Origin of the sequence: Lysinibacillus sp. NPDC096212 (assembly GCF_044763105.1) — a bacterium.
In the GTDB taxonomy this organism is placed as follows: Bacteria; Bacillota; Bacilli; order Bacillales_A; family Planococcaceae; genus Lysinibacillus.
Map to the genome: position 1 here is coordinate 1 of NZ_JBIWFQ010000062.1, position 2,966 is coordinate 2,966.

Sequence of the window (2,966 nt, forward strand, 5' to 3'; positions counted from 1 at the left end):
TGATGTCCAAAATTTTGTTTCGTTCACCAACTCAAGGTTAGCTACTAAAAACTTTATTGATTACGTTTTGCTTGTTCAGTTTTCAAGGTTCATTTCGTTACCGCTTCCTCAATAGCAACTCTTATATAATATCATGTCGTTCGCTAGATGTCAACAACTAATTTATTTATCTTAATTGTTTTTTCAGTAGCTATCTTAACGACTTGTATAATATTACACCCTTAATTTAAAAAGGTCAACACTTTTTCTAAAAAAAATATAGTTTTTCATTTCACTGAGAAACTTACTATATAAATGATAACAAACCCTAATTCCACATTTTTTGTCTTCTTTTTCATTGCCAACATCATAAATGACTCTGTATTTTAAAACACATTATATTATATTCCCTGTAACCGGTTCTGCAAAATTTTGTATCATTTGTTCATCCATCATCGGTGAATCATAAATCTCATAATCTTTTATTTGCCTAAGAAGTTATCGATAATTAATATCGACATTATCGGACTTGCTCAGCTGAATGAGCGCATTTAGTTTGTTACGTGTTGTTTCGTTACGCGTACACTTGTGATTTTTACTACTTCACTTTTTTAGTTTCTTTTAATGCTTTGAGATCACTGGCATTCTACTTAGTTGCTTCCGGTTACAAAGTCGTAACCTGCTCTTGGCTACAATTGGATTAAGAAAACAAAAGGGAGATGGCAATATGAATATATTAAATTTAGAGTTAATGACAGCAACAGAAAAAGTAGCAGAGGCATTGATAATGCGAGGATTATTTATCAAAGTTAAAGACAATGTATTATTGTTCTCAAAGGGCAATAATAAAAATGATGTTAAGGATGTACAGTTTGTACTGAATCAATTAAATATCCCATTTATCATGCATGGCGAACATGGGCTTGAAATTCTAGTAAACCAAATGCCTACTATTAAAATGAAAAAGATTTTAACAGCTGGCGGAGATCCATTCTCGATTGATGCAGCAGCTTATCATCAGTACTGGAGATTTTTCACATGTCGCAATTACGGATTCCGGATAAATACATTTCAATTAGAGTATAATATGGCTCGTTTTGTAAAAGCAGCAAACTTAGCTGGTATTGCTACATACGCCGGCTGTAACGGTCACCTAAAAAAATCACCTCGCTTTCAATTTGCAGGACCATTTATGGCGGCATGGTTTGTAGCTGTAAAGCAACGTTATTTCCAAGATATAAAGTTGAACTATGATTGGAAAGTTGTATATGATGGCTTTACTGGTGCTGAACTACGTGCAACATCCAAACAGGGATGTTGTCAGCATAAAATTCATGAAGATACATTAAAAATGGCGTTTTTATTAGAAACACACGCTACAGAAATTCGTGATATCAAAGAAAAGTGCTTTAAACGAACGCAAAAAAATATAACACGAAAATGGGTTGATAAAGAAGATTATACAGCTTTAGAAAATTGGATGATGACAATAGCTTGGGGGAATGAAGATGTCATTAACAAAAATGGCCTTACTAGAAAGACAAACAATATGGCAATCTGAGGAAAACGATATGGACGAATGGTATGAAAAAGGCATTAGTCTTGATTTAAGACGGGTAGATCACTTTAACTTTGCTCACTATACTGAACAACAAGCTAATTTATTACTTGAGCAAGCAAGGAATGAAAAAATTCTCCACGGTAATATGCAAAGAGCTGAGAGACTATTAAAGCAAGTAATTGATCTCACACCTGACCATCCAGAAATTTACTATAGACTTGCCTTTATAAATTCCAATTTTTAAAAATGGGAAGCGATTTTGTTTTATGCGAATGAAGCATTAGAACAAGGGATATCAGAGGAAGAAGAAATTAAATTATCTGCTTTAATGGGGTGTGCCTATAGTAAAATTAGCTTAGTACGTCGTGCAAAGGAACAATTTGACCATGCCGAATCACTTGATAAAAACAAAGAATGGTCGTTGTTTATCGAAAAGTATAAAGAACTAAGCAATGAACGGCGAGCGTTAACAAAGCAACAACGCGAAGAAAAGGATGACTCCATTAATATTGCTTTGGAAAAAATGCATGAAAGCCTGTGCTGTATTCTTAATCTATATTCACATCATAACTGTTTAATTACAAGAGAAAATGAAATCAAATTAAGTTTAAAAGAAGCAGAACTCTTAGCCTTTCTTCTTAAAAATCAAGAACAGCCCATTTCAAGCCAAAAAATATTAATTTCTTTGGCCCGATATTGCACTAGGGAATCCTAATTCTACGGTCGTAAAAAGATATATATCATCACTACGAAAAAGTCTATCACTCGCATTCAGAGAGTACTCTGGTAATGATTTGATTCGATTTGAACAATCAGGATACAAAATATACTTACCAATCGAAGTGATGGTGTTTAAAGGCGTGAATTTTGGCCGACTGACTTGTCATTAAGCATAAGTACATTTGAGACTCCCACCCCTAAAGGGACAAACTGACTAATGTCAGACGGGATTCCTGAGTAACTAAGCGTTCGCAATCCATTTCTGTTTTGAACAGCTCTCAAGGTTGGGGTATACCATTATCCCTCCTTACCCAGTGCATATAGCAGATAGGGCTACGCTACTGTTACACCATCGCGTATAGTTGGTTTCGTTCGATGTGTTTTAGCGTCTTTTTCTTGACGGCATATATTGTATAAGCGTTTTTTAAAGACTTTTACTTATCTAATATCCTCCAGTGGCACCTTCCCTTGTCGGTGCCACTGGAGCTTGTACATTAATCTTTTAACATTTCCTTAGAAAATACTTCACTGCCTCCCTCTGATTTGAAAGTAACAATATATCTTTTGTTTTCCAAAAGTCAATGGATTATTTATTTTCACAGAAAAAAAGCCGAGGAATAAATCCTCGACTTTTTCAGGTGCCTAGCGACGTCCTACTCTCACAGGGGGAAGCCCCCAACTACCATCGGCGCTAAAGAGCTTAACT

3 protein-coding genes are annotated in these 2,966 nt (G+C 35.0%); all 3 read left to right on the forward strand.

The features are described 5' to 3' along the window. The first annotated feature begins 706 nt into the window (after window positions 1-706). Genes ACIQ7T_RS27900 through ACIQ7T_RS27910 form a run of 3 tightly spaced genes read left to right on the forward strand, consistent with a single transcriptional unit; the run spans window position 707 to window position 2,255 of the window. Window positions 707-1,540, forward strand: coding sequence for a hypothetical protein (locus ACIQ7T_RS27900; RefSeq protein ID WP_370083789.1), 834 nt, complete (start codon window positions 707-709; stop codon window positions 1,538-1,540). After that, a complete protein-coding gene (locus ACIQ7T_RS27905; protein WP_402875308.1) occupies window positions 1,488-1,784 on the forward strand; it encodes a tetratricopeptide repeat protein in 297 nt (98 codons plus the stop codon). The genes ACIQ7T_RS27900 and ACIQ7T_RS27905 overlap by 53 nt, the downstream gene beginning before the upstream one ends. Window positions 1,785-1,799: 15 nt before the next feature. Beyond that, window positions 1,800-2,255 (forward strand): hypothetical protein, encoded by a 456-nt coding sequence (locus tag ACIQ7T_RS27910; protein WP_402875311.1) that lies wholly within the window; start codon window positions 1,800-1,802, stop codon window positions 2,253-2,255. Window positions 2,256-2,966: the final 711 nt, after the last annotated feature.

Excerpts from the sequence above, each read along its gene's own strand:
- ACIQ7T_RS27900 (WP_370083789.1), top strand. The coding sequence starts at position 707 with ATGAATATATTAAATTTAGAGTTAATGACAGCAACAGAAAAAGTAGCA.
- ACIQ7T_RS27905 (WP_402875308.1), top strand. The coding sequence starts at position 1,488 with ATGTCATTAACAAAAATGGCCTTACTAGAAAGACAAACAATATGGCAA.